Consider the following 15,894-nt stretch of genomic DNA (forward strand, 5'->3'; position numbering starts at 1 on the left):
CGCGTGTGCGGGGGCGGGCCTTCGGGCTGTTCTCGGTCGTCCGTGCGCCCGGAGGTCGTCCGTGCGTCGGGCGTCAGACCGCCGAGGCCGGAGCGTACGGCGTCAGTTCGGCCGCGAGCTCCTCGTGCACCCGGACCTTGAGCAGGGTGCCCTCCGCGGTGTGCTCCTCGGAGATCACCTCGCCCTCGTCGTGGGCGCGGGCGACGAGCTTGCCGAGGGTGTACGGCACCAGCGCCTCGATCTCGACGGCCGGGCGCGGCAGCTCGTTGTCGATCAGCGCCAGCAGCTCGGTGATGCCCTGGCCGGTACGGGCCGAGACCGCGATGGAGCGCTTCTCGTTCCGCATCAGCCGCTGCAGCACCAGGGGGTCGGCCGCGTCGGCCTTGTTGATCACGACGATCTCGGGGACGTCGGTGGCGCCGACCTCCCTGATCACCTCGCGCACGGCGGCCAGCTGCTCCTCCGGGACCGGGTGCGAACCGTCCACCACGTGCAGGATCAGGTCGGAGTCGCCGACCTCCTCCATCGTGGAGCGGAATGCCTCGACCAGGTGGTGCGGCAGGTGCCGGACGAAGCCGACGGTGTCGGCCAGGGTGTACAGCCGCCCGCTCGGCGTCTCGGCCCGGCGCACGGTCGGGTCCAGGGTCGCGAACAGCGCGTTCTCGACCAGGACGCCCGCGCCGGTGAGGCGGTTGAGCAGCGAGGACTTGCCGGCGTTGGTGTAGCCCGCGATCGCGACGGAGGGCACCTTGTGGCGACGGCGCTCCTGGCGCTTGATGTCGCGTCCGGTCTTCATCTCCGCGATCTCCCGGCGCATCTTCGCCATCTTCTCGCGGATCCGGCGCCGGTCCGTCTCGATCTTGGTCTCACCGGGACCACGGGTGGCGAGGCCGCCGCCCTTGCCGCCGCCCATCTGCCGGGACAGCGACTGACCCCAGCCTCGCAGCCGCGGCAGCATGTACTGCATCTGCGCGAGCGCGACCTGCGCCTTGCCCTCTCGGGACTTGGCGTGCTGGGCGAAGATGTCCAGGATCAGGGCCGTACGGTCGATGACCTTGACCTTGACGACGTCCTCGAGGTGGATCAGCTGGCCCGGGCTCAGCTCACCGTCGCAGATGACGGTGTCGGCGCCGGTCTCCAGCACGATCTCGCGCAGCTCCTCTGCCTTGCCGGAGCCGATGTAGGTGGCCGCGTCGGGCTTGTCGCGGCGCTGGATCACGCCGTCGAGCACCAGCGCGCCCGCCGTCTCGGCGAGTGCGGCCAGCTCCGCGAGGGAGTTCTCCGCGTCCTGCACGGTCCCCGAGGTCCAGACGCCGACGAGCACGACCCGCTCCAGGCGGAGCTGGCGGTACTCGACCTCGGTGACGTCCTCGAGCTCGGTGGAGAGACCCGCGACACGGCGCAGAGCCGCGCGCTCCGAGCGGTCGAACTGGTCGCCGTCCCGCTCTCCGTCGATCTCGTGGCTCCAGGCGACGTCCTCTTCCATCAGGGCATCGGCCCGAAGGCCCTCGGGGTAGTCGTGCGCGAGACGCTTGCGCTGGGTGTCCTGGGAAGGGGAAGAAGAGGAGGTCATTGGGTCCTTACGTCGTTGGGGAATCCGTCACTGGTCACAACGTACGAGTACCCCGGGAGATTCCCGGTGCACCGTGCTGTGCCTGCCTGAAGATGGTCGCACGGGACGCCCCGTCTCGTCACCGTGTTATTACCCGGCCTTCTTCGCGGGTGCCTCCGGCTTCCAGTCCGGGTGGCCGGGCATCGGCGGGGTCTTCTCACCGTAGAGCCAGCCTTCGAGGAATCCGGCGAGGTCGCGTCCGGAGATCTCCGAGGCGAGCCGTACGAAGTCGGCCGTGCCGGCGACGGCGTCCTTGTGGCGGTTCACCCAGGCCCGCTCCAGCCGTTCGAAGGCGGGGCGGCCGATCTCCTGGCGCAGGGCGTACAGGACCAGGGCGGCGCCGTCGTAGACGTTGGGGCGGAAGATGCCGAGGCGGCTGCCGGACCGGGGCGCCTTGGGGGCGGCGGGCGGTCCGCCCTCGGCGCGCCAGCGGTCGGAGGCGCCGTACGCCGCCTTCATGCGGTCCGTGAGGGACCGGTCCGCCTTCTCCTCCGCGTACAGCGCCTCGTACCAGGTCGCGTGCCCTTCGTTGAGCCACAGGTCGGACCAGCTGCGCGGGGTGACGCTGTCGCCGAACCACTGGTGCGCCAGCTCATGGACCATGATCGAATCGACGTACCAGGCGGGGAAGGCGGTATCGGTGAACAGGTCTCTCTCGAAGAGGGAGAGGGTCTGGGTCTCGAGTTCGAAGCCGGTGGAGGCGTCGGCCATGAGGACGCCGTACGTCTCGAAGGGGTACCGGCCGACCTTGCCCTCCATCCAGGCGATCTGGTCGGGCGTCTTCGCCAGCCACGGTTCGAGCTGCTCACGGTGCTCGGTGGGCACGACATCGCGTACCGGCAGTCCGTGCGGGCCGGTGCGGTGCAGCACCGTGGAGCGGCCGATGGAGACCTGGGCGAGCTCCGTGGCCATGGGGTGGTGGGTCCGGTACGTCCACGTGGTGGCGGAGCCGGCGTGCTCGACGTCGGCCGGGAGACCGTTGGCGACGGCCGTGTAGCTCTTGGGCGCGGTCACCCTGAAGGTGAACATCGCCTTGTCCGAGGGGTGGTCGTTGCAGGGGAACGCCAGGTGCGCGGCGTCGGCCTGGTTAGCCATCGCGAGTCCGTCCTTCGTCTGCACCCAGCCGCCGGTCCGGCCCTTCCCGGGCACCGGGTCACTGGTGTACCGGACGGTGATCCGCATCCACCGGCCCGCGGACAGCGGCTCCTCGGGGGTGATCACCAGGTCCTCGCCGGCCGCGGCGTACGTCGTCGGCTCGCCGTCGATCTCGACCGACTGGACGTTGCCGCGCGCGAAGTCCAGGTTGACGTGTTCGAGCTCGTCGGTGGTCCAGGCGTCGATCGTCGTGACCGCCTGCAGCGGCCTGTCGTTGGCGCCGGGATACGAGAAGGAGAGGTCGTACGACGCCACGTCGTACCCGGGGTTGCCCAGGTACGGGAAGAGGCGGTCGCCGACGCCCAGCGGGGCCGGCGGGGCGCTCGCGGCGACGAGGCAGACGGTGACGGCGGAGGCGAGCAGCGCCGCCTTCAGCCGTCGGGGCGCGTGGGTGCGAGGGGGGAACGGCATGCCCCACGGCTACCAGCGCGTACCCGGCGCTCGGCGGCGACGCGCGCCGGGCACACCCGAACGGGGCCCTGACGGCGGTCAGTGGGCCGAAGCGGGGTGCTGCGCCCGGCTCACGTCGTACACGCCGGGGACGTTGCGCATCGCCCGCATGAGGGCGGGCAGACGGGCCGCGTCCGGAAGTTGCAGCGTGTACGTGTGGCGTACCCGCTGCTGGCTGGGCGGCTCCACGGTGGCCGCCACGATCTCGGCGCCCTCCAGGGCGATCGCCTCCGTGAGGTCCGCGAGGAGATGCGGGCGGCCGAACGATTCGGCGATCAGCGTCACGCGGCACCCCGTCGTCCCGCTCCCGGCGTCCTCGCTCCAGCGCACCGCAGCCTCCGCGCGGCCCGCGGCCTTCATCCGCGCGACGGCCGCGCACTGCACCCGGTGCACGGTCACCGCTCCCCCGCGTACCACGAACCCGGTGACCTCGTCGGGCGGTACGGGAGTGCAGCAGCCGGCGAGCCGTACGGCCGCGCCGGGCCGCTCGGCGACGGCACGCGCGGAGACGGGCCGGGCGGCGACGGGCGGGCTCGCGGTGGCGCGGGCCGCCGTCTCACGGCTCTCGGCCGCCGTTCCGTGGGCGTGGCCCTCCTGCGCCGGGTGCGCCGCCAGCCACCGCTGGATGGCGATCCGCGCGGTGGGCGTATGGGCGTGCTCCAGCCACTCCCTGGAGGGCTCGGACGCCGGGTCCTGCCCCATGAGCAGCTGGACGGTGTCGCCGTCGCGCAGCACGGTGCTCAGTGTCGCGAGCCGGCCGTTGACGCGGGCGCCGATGCAGGCGTGCGCGTCCTCCCCGTACTGGGCGTAGGCGGCGTCCACACAGGAGGCGCCTTCCGGCAGGCCGAGGGTGCCGCCGTCCGGCCGGAAGACGGTGATCTCGCGGTCCTGCGCCAGGTCCTCGCGCAGGGTCGACCAGAAGGTGTCGGGGTCGGGCGCGGCCCGCTGCCAGTCGAGGAGGCGGGAGAGCCAGCCAGGCCGCGTCGGGTCGACGCGCTCGCCCTCGGCCGCCGACTGCTCCTCCGAGGGCGCCGCGTACGGGTTGCCGAGCGCGATCACGCCGGCCTCGGCGACCTTGTGCATCTGGTGGGTGCGGATGAGAACCTCGGCGACCTGACCGTCGGGGCGGGCGACGGCGGTGTGCAGGGACTGGTACAGGTTGAACTTCGGTACGGCGATGAAGTCCTTGAACTCCGAGACCACCGGGGTCATACAGGTGTGCAGTTCGCCCAGGACGCCGTAGCAGTCGGCGTCCTCGTTCACCAGCACCAGGATCCGCCCGAAGTCGGCGCCGCGCAGCCGGCCACGCTTGCGGGAGACGCGGTGGACGGAGACGAAGTGCCGGGGGCGGACGAGGACTTCGGCCTGGATGTCGGCCTCGCGCAGGACGGCCCGCATGTCGTCGGCGATCTCGGCGAGCGGGTCGTCGGCCCGCGTGGCGTTCTCGGCGATCAACTCCCGGGTGCGCTCGTACTCCTCGGGATGGAGGATCGCGAAGACGAGGTCCTCCAGCTCGGTCTTGAGTGCCTGGACGCCGAGCCGTTCGGCGAGGGGGATGAGGACGTCCCGGGTGACCTTGGCGATCCGGGCCTGTTTCTCGGGGCGCATCACGCCGAGGGTGCGCATGTTGTGCAGCCGGTCGGCGAGCTTGATCGACATCACCCGGACGTCGTTGCCGGTGGCGACGAGCATCTTGCGGAAGGTCTCGGGCTCGGCGGCGGCGCCGTAGTCGACCTTCTCCAACTTGGTGACCCCGTCGACGAGATAGCGCACCTCCTCGCCGAACTGTTCGCCGACCTGGTCCAGCGTCACATCCGTGTCCTCGACGGTGTCGTGGAGCAGGGACGCGGTCAACGTGGTGGTCTCGGCACCGAGTTCGGCGAGGATCAGGGTCACCGCGAGGGGGTGGGTGATGTACGGCTCGCCGCTCTTGCGCGTCTGGCCCCGGTGCGAGGACTCGGCCAGCACGTAGGCGCGGCGCAGGGGTTCGAGGTCGGCGTCGGGGTGGTGCGCCCGGTGGGCGTCGACGACATGGCTGATGGCGTCGGGCAGCCGGCCGCGGGCGGCGGAGCCGAGCAGCGCGGCGCGGCCGAGGCGGCGCAGGTCGATCCCGGGTCGGCTCCTCCTGCGTGGGGCCGCGGGCGCCGTGGGCGCCATGGCGCCCACCACGGGGTCCGTCACAGCGCCTGGACTCGCAGGGTTCGTGGCCTCCGCACTCATGGGCACCTCCGGCTGCGTGGACCGGCGGACGGGGTACCCCAGGGCGGACTCGGCTCAGGGGTTGGCGACGTCTCCCCCGTCCGGGCCGGTGCTTGATGCTACCGAGCCCATCACGCGCGGCTGACCGCCTCTCGCCGAGCGTGAAACGGATCACCCATTCGAGGGATGGCGCGGATGTTTGCGGTTGCGCGCCGCCCGAAGAGGAGTGCGACCGTCTTCGCACGTCGGCGCGCCCCCGAAGGGGCGGTGTGGCTCCGAAGGGGCGGTGTGGCCCCTTGGAACGCGTCGGCCGACGGGAGCGGCCCGGCGGCGACGCGCTCCCGAGGGGACCGCGCGGCCGCGCCACGGCGTCGGCCGATCGGCGCGCGGCGTCAGCCGGTCAGCGCAGAGCACCAGCCGCCGGCGCAGAGGGCCAGCCGTCAGCGCGGACCGGCCGCCGTTCAGCGCAGCGCGTCCGCCAGCCAGTCCCCGTCGATCTCGCCCTCGGCGACGATCACCGCGGGGCCGGTCATCTCGATCTCGCCGTCGGGCCGCTCGGTGATCACCAGGGTGCCGCCGAGGACGTCGACCGTGTAGCTGACCGGCGTACCGGTGACGGCCGGGTCGGCGCCGTCCCGGCGGGCGGTGGCCACGGCGACGGCGCACGCGCCCGTGCCGCACGAGCGGGTCTCGCCGGACCCGCGCTCGTGCACGCGCATCGCGACGTGCCGGGGGCCCCGGTCGACCACGAACTCCACGTTCACGCCGTCCGGGTACGCGGCAGCGGGGCTGAACGGCGGCGGGGAGAGGAGGTTGCCCGCGTCCGCGAGGTCGTCGACGAAAGCCACCGCGTGGGGGTTGCCCATGTTCACGTTCCGCGCGGGCCAGCTGCGCTCGTCGACGCTCACCGTGACGTCCCCTTCGGGCAGCCGCGCCTTGCCCATGCCGACGGTGATGTCGCCGTCCTTGGCGATGTGCACGGTCTTCACGCCCCCGCGCGTGGCGACGGCGATGTCGCCCTCGGCCACGTGCCCGGCGTGCTGCAGGTAGCGCGCGAACACGCGTACGCCGTTGCCGCACATCTCCGCGACCGAGCCGTCGCCGTTGCGGTAGTCCATGAACCACTCCGCCTCGGCGGCCATCTCCTCGGCCTCCGGGTGCGCGGCGGAGCGCACCACGTGCAGCACTCCGTCGCCTCCGATGCCCGCGCGGCGATCGCACAGCGCGACGACGGCGGCCGGGGTCAGGTCGATGGCGTTCTCGGGGTCCGGGACGATCACGAAGTCGTTCTCGGTGCCGTGACCCTTGAGGAAGGCGATCCGCGTGCTCATGCCTCGATCGTACGGGGTGGCTACGACACCGGCTGGCCCATGGGCGGCCCGCGGGGCCCACCCGCCGGGCGCGCCCCGCGCGGAGGCTCAGCGCAGCCGCGCCACTCGCCACACGGCCAGCACGGCCACCGCGGCGACCACGATCACGTACGCGATCACGACCCGCCAGTCCGGGCGCCGTCCCGAGCCGCGCTGCGGCAGTCCGGGCCAGGTGTAGCCCACCCTGCGGGCGGCCATCATGCCCCAGCCGGCCGCGCAGGAGCAGATGAGCAGCCCCAACATGGCGATCATGGCCCCGCTGTCACCGAAGTCGAAGGCCAGCGGGAAGGCGAACATCAGGGAGCCGAGCGCGCTCAGGCCCACGATCGGCGCCAGCTGCCACAGGCGCAGTCGCCGCTGGGGACGCAGTTCGACCTCGACCTCGGGACCGCCCACGAACATCTCTTCGGGCTCGGGGCCGTCGTCGGTGACCCCGTCCGGGGTCTCCTCGGGCCCGTCGGGGCTCAGACGGTCGTCTTCCCGCTCAGCGCCGCCACTTCCGGTGGTGGTGTGCTCGGTGCCTGGTGCGGTGTCACGAGGGCCGGCCTCCATCGCCACGCGCCCTCCCAACTAGGACTCCACTTGGTCGATCGAAGCTCGATGATGGCACGGCGCCGGAGGCCCCGTTGACGGCCGGAGCGTCCCGATGCCATGACGTGATCAGGCTGTAACCGGTCGTTCGACCAACGCCAGAGCGAGCCCCGGAAGTTCCGTGAGGTCCGCCGCGGCCCCACTCAGCCAATGCACGCGCGGGTCGCGCCTGAACCATGAATCCTGACGGCGCGCGAAGCGCTTGGTGGCACGGATGGTCTCGGCCCGTGCCTCGTCGAGGGTGCACTCCCCGGCCAGCGCCGAGAGCACCTGCTGGTAGCCGAGTGCGCGCGACGCCGTACGCCCCTCGCGCAACCCCTGCGCCTCCAGTGCGCGCACTTCCTCGACGAGTCCCGCTTCCCACATCCGGTCGACCCGGCGCGCGATGCGCTCGTCGAGCTCGGGCCGCGCCACGTCCACGCCGATCTGCACGGTGTCGTAGACCGAGTCGTGGCCGGGGAGGTTCGCGGTGAAGGGCCGGCCGGTGATCTCGATCACCTCGAGGGCCCGGACGATACGGCGGCCGTTGCTGGGCAGGATGGCCTGCGCGGCTCCGGGGTCGGCGGCGGCGAGCCGGGCGTGCAGCGCGCCGGAGCCGCGAAGCGCGAGCTCGTCCTCCAGTCGGGCCCGCACCTCCGGGTCGGTGCCCGGGAACTCCAGGTTGTCGACGGCGCCACGGACGTAGAGGCCCGAGCCGCCGACCAGGATGGGCCAGCGGCCCTCGGCGAGCAGCGCGTCGATCCGCTCGCGGGCGAGCCGCTGGTACTCGGCGACGGAGGCCGTGACGGTCACGTCCCAGATGTCCAGCAGATGGTGCGGCACGCCGCCGCGCTCCTCGGACGTCAGCTTGGCGGTGCCGATGTCCATCCCCCGGTAGAGCTGCATGGAGTCGGCGTTGACGACCTCCCCGCCGAGTTGCCGGGCGAGAAAAACACCCAGATCGGACTTTCCGGCCGCGGTGGGTCCGACGACGGCGATGACGCGGGGGGCGGGGGCTGCGCTGCTCACCGGAACAGTCTCGCAAACCTCACAGCGTGGCCTCGAACGAGTTACGTGACGACCCGCAACCGGGGTCGTTGCCCGTTGCGAGGTTTCCGCCGCCGGTTCACAGGGGCTGTGACCCGGGCGACGCAAACGGACGCACCGGGCGACGCGGGATTTCGTCCGCACGAGTAACATATGGAGTAGATATGGGCGTTTTTGCGCGACTCTTCCGGAGGTCGAAGGCTGCGGAGGAGGCGTCGACCGCCGAGGCACAGGCCGACAGGTCGTCGGCCGGGTCAGAGGCGACCGAAGCCGCCGAGGCGACCGAAAAGACCGGCGCGACTGGCGCTGCGGAAGCCGAGGAACCGGCCGAGGCCGGGTCCGGCGCCGAGACGGAGACGACGACGGGCCCGGGCGGTGGCACGGCGACGGCCGTCAAGGAGGCCGGCGAGGCAGCCGCGTCGGACCCCGTCGGAATCCCCAAGCAGCAGTCCGCCGTGGAGGCGGCCGACAGCGAGGCCGACAAGGGCGCCCGCACCTAGACTGCCCGTGAGAGAAGGTGAACCCATGGGTCTTTTCCACAATCTGAAGGCCAAGCTCGGCCCGGCCAGGGAGAAGGTCTCCGGCCTCGCGCATCAGCACGGGGACAGGATTCAGCACGGGATCGACCGTGCCGCCCACGCCGTCGACCAGCGCACCAAGGGCAAGTACAGCGACAAGATCCAGTCGGGCACCGGCAAGGCGAAGGGCGCCATGGACCGACTCGCCCACAAGCACGAACCCGGCCGGGGAGAGGGCACCGGCACACCGCCGAGCGCACCGCCACCGGCCTGACACGGCAGTCGACACACAACAGCACAACGCACACGGCGGACGGCCGCGGAGCAGCAGGCTCCCGGCCGCCCGCCGTTTTCGGGGGCCTTGCCCCCATGAGGTGCCTTGACGGTCAGGAAGCCCTACGACCAGGCGGCCACCACGTACCCCACTCCGTAGGGCGCGTCCTCGTACAGCAGGGCTCCGCCGAGCCCGGCGTCCTCCGCCGCGCCCGCTAGCACCTGCCAGGGCGCCCGCCCGGACACCTTCAGCTCCTGGGCCAGCCCGGCGTCGAGCGCCTTGAGGGCCTCGATGTCCGCCGCCCCCAGCGCACGCGCGGCCTCCGCGTCGAAGGGCTCGGCCCGCTCGTCGAGATAGCCCGGCGCCTTGACCGTCCGGCACGCGCTGGCGTCGCCCATCACCAGCAGCGCCACCCGTCCGGCCCGCGCGGCGATCTCCCTTCCCACTTCGGTACACCGCTCGGCGTCGATCGGTTCCGCCACGCCGAGTCCCTCGATCGGGGCGTCGGACCACCCGGTGCGCTCCAGCAGCCACGCGGCGACCGCCAGGGAGGGCGGCAGGTCCCCCTCCCCCTCGACGGCTTTACCCTCGCCTGCCTGTGCGCGGCCCAGCCGTACGGCGAGGTCGACGCCGAAGCCGCGGAAGGAACCCGGGGTGCCCTCCGGGTACGGCCCGCGCCCGCTCTCGTCGGCGGGGCCGATCACCACCAGCCGGTCCGGGCGGGCGGCGGCGAGCACGCCGAGCGCGTCCGTGCACGCGGCACGCGCGGCGTCCAGTTCGGGTGCGGCGCCCGCGGCGACGCCGGGTACCAGGAGGGGCGGGCATGGGCAGACAGCGGCGGCGACAAGCATGATCGGCAGCGTAACTCCCAGGGGGCCCACGCCTCACCCCGCCTCCGCGCGGCACGCTGCACGCGCCGCGCGGTCATCCGCCCTCAGTCGCAGCCGCAGCCGCTTCCCGTGGCGACCGGCAGCGGTGCCGGCACGCCGATCTTCGGCAGACCCAGCATCACTCCCGCCGGCTTGGCCGCCTCCGCGGCGTTGCGCTTCTCCCAGGCGTCGCCCGCGCGGGTGCGGCGCACGTCGAGGACGGCGCCCTCGGCGAGGAGGTGGTGCGGGGCGGCGTAGGTGACCTCGACGGTGACCACGTCCCCGGGGCGGACCTCCTGCTCCGGCTTGGTGAAGTGCACCAGGCGGTTGTCGGGGGCCCGGCCGGACAGGCGGTGGGTGGCGCCGTCCTTGCGGCCCTCGCCCTCGGCGACCATCAGCTCCAGGGTGCGGCCGACCTGCTTCTTGTTCTCCTCCCAGGAGATCTCCTCCTGGAGGGCGACCAGACGCTCGTAGCGTGCCTGGACGACGTCCTTGGGGATCTGGTCGTCCATCTCGGCGGCCGGTGTGCCCGGGCGCTTGGAGTACTGGAAGGTGAACGCCTGGGCGAAGCGGGCCTCGCGCACCACGTGCAGCGTCTGCTCGAAGTCCTCCTCGGTCTCGCCGGGGAAGCCCACGATGATGTCGGTGGTGATCGCGGCGTGCGGGATGGCCGCGCGGACCTTCTCGATGATCCCGAGGTAGCGCTCCTGGCGGTAGGAGCGGCGCATCACCTTCAGGACGGTGTCCGAACCGGACTGGAGCGGCATGTGCAGCTGCGGCATCACGTTCGGCGTCTCGGCCATGGCGGCGATGACGTCGTCGGTGAAGTCGCGCGGGTGCGGCGAGGTGAAGCGGACCCGCTCCAGGCCCTCGATCCCGCCGCAGGCCCGCAGCAGCTTGCTGAACGCCTCGCGGTCGCCGATGTCGGAGCCGTACGCGTTCACGTTCTGACCGAGCAGGGTGATCTCGCTGACGCCCTCGGCGACCAGGGCCTCGACCTCGGCGAGGATGTCGCCGGGACGGCGGTCCTTCTCCTTGCCGCGCAGCGCCGGGACGATGCAGAAGGTACAGGTGTTGTTGCAGCCGACGGAGATGGAGACCCACGCGGCGTACGCGCTCTCGCGTCGCGTCGGCAGCGTCGACGGGAACGCCTCCAGCGACTCGGCGATCTCGACCTGCGCCTCCTCCTGGACGCGGGCGCGCTCCAGCAGCACCGGCAGCTTGCCGATGTTGTGGGTGCCGAAGACGACGTCCACCCAGGGCGCCCGCTTCACGATGGTGTCGCGGTCCTTCTGCGCGAGGCAGCCGCCGACCGCGATCTGCATGCCGGGGCGCTGGGCCTTCTTCGGGGCGAGGTGGCCCAGGTTGCCGTACAGCCGGTTGTCGGCGTTCTCACGTACGGCGCAGGTGTTGAAGACGACGACGTCCGCGTCGCCGTCCGACCCCTCGGGCGCGCGCACGTAGCCGGCGTCCTCCAGCAGACCGGCCAGTCGCTCGGAATCATGGACGTTCATCTGGCACCCGTAGGTGCGTACTTCATATGTTTTGACGCCCACTGCCTGGCTCCGGTCGATGCTGCTCATGGGACAAGGGTAGGCCGTCGGCAGAAGTGGCTCGGGCCGCCTGTGGACAACCGGCTCGCACGGCGCGGATCACCCGGTCGGCTCACGGCTCGATCAGGCCGGCCCGTATGGCGTACCGGGTGAGTTCCAGGCGGTCGCGCAGGCCGAGCTTCTGCAACAGGTTGGCGCGGTGGCGTTCGACCGTCTTGACGCTGATGAACAGCAGCTCGGCGATCTCCTTGGAGGTGTGGCCCTCGGCGACCAGTTTCAGGATCTCCTCCTCGCGCTCGGTGACGGGCCGCGCGGGCAGGCGGCCCTCTCCGCGATGGAGGCGCTCCAGGTAGGCGCGGACGAGGGCGCGCTCCGCGCCGGGGTAGACGAAGGGCTCGTCCCGCATGGCCGCGCGGCACGCCTCGACCAGGTCGCGGTCGGCGACGGACTTGAGGACGTAGCCGGACGCCCCGGCCTTAAGGGCCTCGAAGAAGTACTGCTCGTTGTCGTACATCGTGAGGATGAGGATGCGCAGACCGGGCAGCCGGCGGGACAGCTCGCGGGCGGCCTGCAGACCCGTCATGCGGGGCATGGCGATGTCCAGGACGGCCAGGTCCACGTCGCCCTCACGCGCGCGTGCGACGGCCTCCGCGCCGTCGCCGGCCTCGGCCACGACCGTCAGATCGGGCTCGCCGTCCAGGATGAGCCGGACGCCACGGCGTACGAGGGTGTGATCGTCGGCCAGCAGGACGCGGAACGGGGCTCCTTTCGGCGCTCCGCCGCGCGCGGGGCCGCTCGTCGCGCTCCGCCCGCGTCCTGGCGCGCTCATCGGCCTGCCTCCGTCACGCACGTGGGCACGTCCGTCGGCCCGCCGGCGGCCCTTGTCCCGGCGCTCATCGGCCCGTCCCGCCCGTCCGGCCCGCACGATATCCGCATCCGCACGTCCGTGCCGTGCTCCGGGCCCGGGCCGAGGCTCAGCTCGGCGCCGATCAGCAGCGCCCGCTCCCGCATGCCGCCGATGCCCGCGCCCTCGGCCGCCGTCTCGCCCAGGCCCCTGCCGTTGTCGCGGACGAGCAGTTCGACGCCGCCGGGGACGGGTGTCAGACGCAGTTCCGCGCGGTCGGCGCCGGAGTGCCGCGCGGTGTTGGTGAGCCCTTCCTGGGCCACCCGGTAGATCACGAGTTCGGTCTCCTCGGTGAGCGGCGGCAGCTCACCGCGCACCTCGTGCCGCACGGTCAGCCCATGGGCGGTGAACTCACCGGCGAGCGAACGCAGGGCGCTGGCGAGGCCCAGCTCCTCCAGCACACCGGGACGCAGCCGGAGCGCTATCCGGCGTATCTCGTCGAGGCCCGCGCGGGTGGCCTCCTGCGCGTGGCCGACCTCCTCACGCAGCTCCTCCGGCGCCCGGTCTGCCACCCGCTTGAGCTGGAGCAGTACGGCGGTGAGCGTCTGGCCGACCTCGTCGTGCAGTTCCCGCGCCACGCGGTGGCGTTCGCGCTCCTGGGCGTAGAGCGCGCGGGCCGCACTGGTGGCGCGTTCGGTCTCCAGGCGGTCGAGCATCGTGTTGTACGTGGTGATCAGCTCGGCGGCCTCCGCGGGGCCGGCGACGACCGCGCGGGCGCCCGGCCGCAGCAGGTCCACCGCGGCCATGGCCCGGCCGAGCCGCTGCAAGGGGGCGAGTCCGATGCGCAGCACCAAGGCGTTCCCGGCCAGCAGCACCGCGAGGCCGGCGAGGAGCACGAGCGCCTCGCCGGGCAGGACGGGGGTGGACACGGTGACCGGGCCCAGCAGCAGCGCGGTGGCCACGACCAGTCCTGCGGAGTTGAGCGAGAAGATCCGCCAGAACAGCGACACGCTTCCCACTCCGCTCCCTCTGGCGCCGCTCGCCTCCCGGCACGATCGCGCCCCGTCAAGCTTCTCCACCGCTCGTCCACCGCGCATATCCGTGACAACACCCATATCGCCACCGTACGGGCGGGTGACAGCATGACGGCCTCGTAGCCCCCCGCCACGAGCCGGGGACTACGAGCCGTATCGACGAGCTGGCGAGCAAAGGGAAGAAACGTGTCTGCTCCACGCCTCAGGGCGACGCCACTGCCGGGCATCGGGGTCCAGTACGACCTCGTCACACGAGAGCAGCGCCACCTGTCCGTGGTCGCCCACCGCGACGGAGCCCGCACGGTGGGCGTGTACCGCGCGGACGATCCCGACTCCTGCGCGCAGTCCCTGCGGCTGACGAGCGCGGAGGCGGGCGCGCTGATCGACGCGCTGAAGCCGTCGCATCACAGCAACAACCTGCTGTACACCACCGACCTGGGCCTGGTGGCCGAGCGGATCGAGGTCACCGCGACCTCGCACTGGAACGGGCGGCTGCTCGGCGAGACCCGGATGCGGACCGAGACCGGTGCGTCCGTCGTGGCGGTGCTGCGGCGCGCGGAGGCGATCCCGTCCCCGGCGCCGGACTTCCGGCTCGCGGGCGGCGACATCCTGATCGTCATCGGCACCCGGGAGGGCGTCGACGCGGCCGCCGACATACTCGGTCGGGAGTGAGCCGGTGCACTCCGCGGTCCTGTTGATCGAGTTCGGTTCCATCATCCTCGGCCTCGGCCTGCTCGGCCGGGTCGCCGCCCGTTTCGGCATCTCCGCCATCCCGCTGTACCTGCTGGCCGGTCTGGCGTTCGGCGAGGGTGGTCTGCTGCCGCTCGGGGCGAGCGAGGAGTTCATCGCCACGGGCGCCGAGATCGGCGTGATCCTGCTGCTGCTGATGCTCGGCCTGGAGTACACCGCGAGCGATCTCCTCTCCAACCTCAAGGCGCACTATCCGGCCGGACTGGTCGACTGCGCGCTCAACGCGCTGCCGGGTGCCGTGGCCGCCCTGCTGCTCGGCTGGGGGCCGGTCGCCGCCGTCGTCCTGGCCGGTGTCACCTGGATCTCCTCCTCGGGAGTGATCGCCAAGGTGCTCGGCGAGCTGGGCCGGATCGGCAACCGGGAGACCCCGGTCATCCTCAGCGTGCTGGTCCTGGAGGACCTGGCGATGGCCGTGTACCTGCCGATCGTGACCGCGTTGGTCGCCGGGGTCGGGCTGGCGGCCGGCAGTGTGACGCTGGCGATCGCGCTCGGCGTCGCCGGGCTCGTCCTCTTCGCCGCCGTGCGCCACGGCCGGCTCATCTCGCGGTTCGTCTCCAGCGACGACCCGGAGAAGCTGCTGCTCGTCGTGCTCGGTCTGACCATCCTGGTCGCCGGTGTCGCGCAGCAGCTCCAGGTGTCCGCGGCGGTCGGCGCGTTCCTGGTCGGCATCGCGCTGTCGGGCGAGGTCGCGGAGGGCGCGCACACGCTGCTCAGCCCGCTCAGGGACCTGTTCGCCGCGGTGTTCTTCGTCTTCTTCGGGCTGCACACGGACCCGGCGAGCATCCCGCCGGTGCTGCTGCCGGCGCTCGCGCTGGCCGTCGTCACCGCCCTGACGAAGATCGCCACGGGGTACTGGGCGGCGCGGCGGGCGGGGATCTCCGTCAAGGGCCGCTGGCGCACGGGCGGCGCGCTGGTCGCCCGGGGCGAGTTCTCGATCGTCATCGCCGGGCTGGCGGTCACGGCCGGCATCGAGCCGTCCCTGGGCCCGCTGGCCACCGCGTACGTCCTCCTGCTGGTCGTCCTCGGCCCGCTCACCGCGCGGTACACCGAGCCGGTGGCCATGTGGTGGAGCCGCCGAGGCGCGGCCCGCGCGGGGGCCGCGGACACGGTACGGCCGGAGGAGGAGCAGCGGGCGCAGGCGCCGGTGGGCGACTGACGGGCGGAGCGCGGCGGCGCGGTGCTTCGGGCGGGCACCCCCCACGGGCCGCCGCCTCAGACCGACTCCGCCCGCCAGCCCTGGCGCCGCAGCACGCCCGACACGTCGGGCGCCTCGTAGTGCTCTCCCTTGAGGACCTTGCCGTCGGCTCTGCGGGCGACGCTGCCGTCCGGGCCCAGCTTCGACATGTTGGAGCGGTGGACCTCGGCGATCACCTGGTCCAGGTCGATGCCGTGGACCAGGGCCGTGCCGTACGCGACGTACACCACGTCGGCCAGTTCGTGCGCGAGCCGGTCGAGCGGGCCGGAGACCGAGACCTCGGCGACCTCCGCTGCCTCCTCGGCCAGCAGGTCGCCTCTGTGGGCGGCCAGCTCGGGCGAGACCTCGGTCGGGGTGCTGCGGGCGTCCAGACCGAAGGCGCTGTGGAATTCACGGACGAGGTCGGCGGGGGAGGAACTCATGCCTCGACTGTATCGACCGCCACCGAAAGTCC

At 72.4% G+C, this 15,894-nt stretch carries 15 protein-coding genes; 4 read left to right on the forward strand and 11 right to left on the reverse strand.

Annotated elements, in window-relative coordinates; genetic code table 11:
- Positions 1–73: 73 nt before the first annotated feature.
- From hflX to miaA, 6 genes are all read right to left on the reverse strand, one after another.
- Positions 74–1,573, reverse strand: coding sequence for a GTPase HflX (gene hflX, locus ACSU6L_RS09945; protein WP_437055615.1), 1,500 nt, complete (start codon positions 1,571–1,573; stop codon positions 74–76).
- A 129-nt stretch (positions 1,574–1,702) separates the two neighbouring features.
- Positions 1,703–3,178, reverse strand: coding sequence for a M1 family metallopeptidase (locus ACSU6L_RS09950; protein ID WP_437055617.1), 1,476 nt, complete (start codon positions 3,176–3,178; stop codon positions 1,703–1,705).
- A 78-nt stretch (positions 3,179–3,256) separates the two neighbouring features.
- Positions 3,257–5,437 (reverse strand): RelA/SpoT family protein, encoded by a 2,181-nt coding sequence (locus ACSU6L_RS09955; protein WP_437055619.1) that lies wholly within the window; start codon positions 5,435–5,437, stop codon positions 3,257–3,259.
- 440 nt (positions 5,438–5,877) lie between these two features.
- Positions 5,878–6,747: a diaminopimelate epimerase gene (gene dapF / locus ACSU6L_RS09960; protein WP_437055621.1), complete on the reverse strand. Its 870-nt coding sequence runs from the start codon at positions 6,745–6,747 to the stop codon at positions 5,878–5,880.
- 87 nt (positions 6,748–6,834) lie between these two features.
- Positions 6,835–7,338 carry a hypothetical protein gene (locus ACSU6L_RS09965; protein ID WP_437064828.1) on the reverse strand — a complete coding sequence of 168 codons (504 nt, stop codon included), beginning with the start codon at positions 7,336–7,338 and terminating at the stop codon, positions 6,835–6,837.
- Between the two features lie 108 nt (positions 7,339–7,446).
- Positions 7,447–8,385, reverse strand: a complete 939-nt coding sequence (gene miaA, locus ACSU6L_RS09970; RefSeq protein WP_365515843.1) for a tRNA (adenosine(37)-N6)-dimethylallyltransferase MiaA — start codon at positions 8,383–8,385, stop codon at positions 7,447–7,449.
- Positions 8,386–8,567: 182 nt separating this feature from the next.
- Here miaA and ACSU6L_RS09975 point away from each other — a divergent pair, with 182 nt between their 5' ends.
- Both ACSU6L_RS09975 and ACSU6L_RS09980 read left to right on the forward strand, forming a co-directional pair.
- Complete coding sequence (locus ACSU6L_RS09975) at positions 8,568–8,903, forward strand: hypothetical protein (protein WP_437055622.1); 336 nt, start codon at positions 8,568–8,570, stop codon at positions 8,901–8,903.
- 25 nt (positions 8,904–8,928) lie between these two features.
- Positions 8,929–9,195: an antitoxin gene (locus ACSU6L_RS09980; RefSeq protein WP_437055624.1), complete on the forward strand. Its 267-nt coding sequence runs from the start codon at positions 8,929–8,931 to the stop codon at positions 9,193–9,195.
- Positions 9,196–9,317: 122 nt separating this feature from the next.
- Here the strand turns inward: ACSU6L_RS09980 and ACSU6L_RS09985 are convergent, their stop codons facing one another.
- The 4 genes from ACSU6L_RS09985 to ACSU6L_RS10000 form a co-directional block, all read right to left on the reverse strand.
- Positions 9,318–10,046, reverse strand: a complete 729-nt coding sequence (locus ACSU6L_RS09985; RefSeq protein WP_437055626.1) for a class III extradiol dioxygenase subunit B-like domain-containing protein — start codon at positions 10,044–10,046, stop codon at positions 9,318–9,320.
- Positions 10,047–10,129: 83 nt separating this feature from the next.
- Positions 10,130–11,647, reverse strand: a complete 1,518-nt coding sequence (gene miaB / locus ACSU6L_RS09990; RefSeq protein ID WP_437055628.1) for a tRNA (N6-isopentenyl adenosine(37)-C2)-methylthiotransferase MiaB — start codon at positions 11,645–11,647, stop codon at positions 10,130–10,132.
- Between the two features lie 82 nt (positions 11,648–11,729).
- The gene (locus ACSU6L_RS09995; RefSeq protein ID WP_437055630.1) at positions 11,730–12,446 is read right to left on the reverse strand and encodes a response regulator; all 717 of its coding nucleotides are present in this window, start codon (positions 12,444–12,446) and stop codon (positions 11,730–11,732) included.
- The gene (locus tag ACSU6L_RS10000) at positions 12,443–13,471 is read right to left on the reverse strand and encodes a sensor histidine kinase (RefSeq protein WP_437055632.1); all 1,029 of its coding nucleotides are present in this window, start codon (positions 13,469–13,471) and stop codon (positions 12,443–12,445) included. Before ACSU6L_RS10000 ends, ACSU6L_RS09995 begins: the two co-directional genes overlap by 4 nt.
- A 210-nt stretch (positions 13,472–13,681) precedes the next feature.
- Here ACSU6L_RS10000 and ACSU6L_RS10005 point away from each other — a divergent pair, with 210 nt between their 5' ends.
- A complete protein-coding gene (locus ACSU6L_RS10005) occupies positions 13,682–14,167 on the forward strand; it encodes a cation:proton antiporter regulatory subunit (RefSeq protein WP_437055634.1) in 486 nt (161 codons plus the stop codon).
- A 4-nt stretch (positions 14,168–14,171) separates the two neighbouring features.
- Entirely contained in the window at positions 14,172–15,401 is a 1,230-nt protein-coding gene (locus ACSU6L_RS10010; RefSeq protein WP_437055636.1) for a cation:proton antiporter, read from the forward strand.
- A gap of 56 nt (positions 15,402–15,457) precedes the next feature.
- Here the strand turns inward: ACSU6L_RS10010 and ACSU6L_RS10015 are convergent, their stop codons facing one another.
- The gene (locus tag ACSU6L_RS10015; protein ID WP_437055638.1) at positions 15,458–15,862 is read right to left on the reverse strand and encodes a MazG nucleotide pyrophosphohydrolase domain-containing protein; all 405 of its coding nucleotides are present in this window, start codon (positions 15,860–15,862) and stop codon (positions 15,458–15,460) included.
- Between the last annotated feature and the right edge of the window lie 32 nt (positions 15,863–15,894).

Source organism: Streptomyces sp. enrichment culture (assembly GCF_964272855.1).
Taxonomy (GTDB): Bacteria; Actinomycetota; Actinomycetes; order Streptomycetales; family Streptomycetaceae; genus Streptomyces.